The organism is Mesorhizobium sp. P5_C1 (assembly GCF_054049815.1).
Window position 1 is genome coordinate 1 of record NZ_JBFULQ010001352.1, and the last position, 613, is coordinate 613.

Annotated in this window: 1 protein-coding gene; it reads left to right on the plus strand. The window is 60.0% G+C overall.

What is annotated here, in order from left to right; all coding sequences use genetic code 11:
• On the plus strand, positions 1-429 hold a 429-nt coding region (locus tag ACXJ7R_RS35765), incomplete at its 5' end, for a TetR family transcriptional regulator C-terminal domain-containing protein (protein ID WP_457155893.1).
• Between the last annotated feature and the right edge of the window lie 184 nt (positions 430-613).

Genomic DNA, 613 nt, shown 5'->3' on the forward strand with positions numbered 1-613 from the left:
GTTCGCACGCTTGTGGCGCGCCATCGCGAGCGTACCGAGGCCAGCATGGCAGATCTGGAAAGTAAACTCCCTGATCCGCTTGCACTGCTTCAAACCTATGCTGGCTACTGGGCAAAATGCATTGAAGACGCGAGCATCCCGTTTTGCGTCTGCGCGCTGCTTGCCAGCGAACTCCCGGCACTCCCGCCTGAGGTTGCCGTCGAGGTGCGGGCCTACTTTCGATTTCTGTCGTCCTGGTTGACCAAGGTCATGGAGCGGGGCGCTGAACAGGGCGTTCTCAAATTCGCCGGCTCTGCGGAGCTGGAGGCAGAGACTTTCATGGCGACTGTCCATGGCGCGATGTTGTCGGCGCGTGCCTATGGCAGCCCTGCCATCTTTGGCGCGATCCTGACGTCGACCTTGCAGCGCTTATCGGCGAAGGTTCACTGACAAGTTATTTGCGCGGCATGGCGGCGAGCCGCCGCAACCAAATTCGCATCTCACAGGGACCGTTGAGACCTCCAGTGCATCGGTGCTGAAAGTAGCAACTTAGGGTCGGCCATTTCGTATGGCCAATACGGTTCACGATCTCCGCCACCGCTTGGTTGATCGGTCGTGCCGAGCTCCGGTCGCC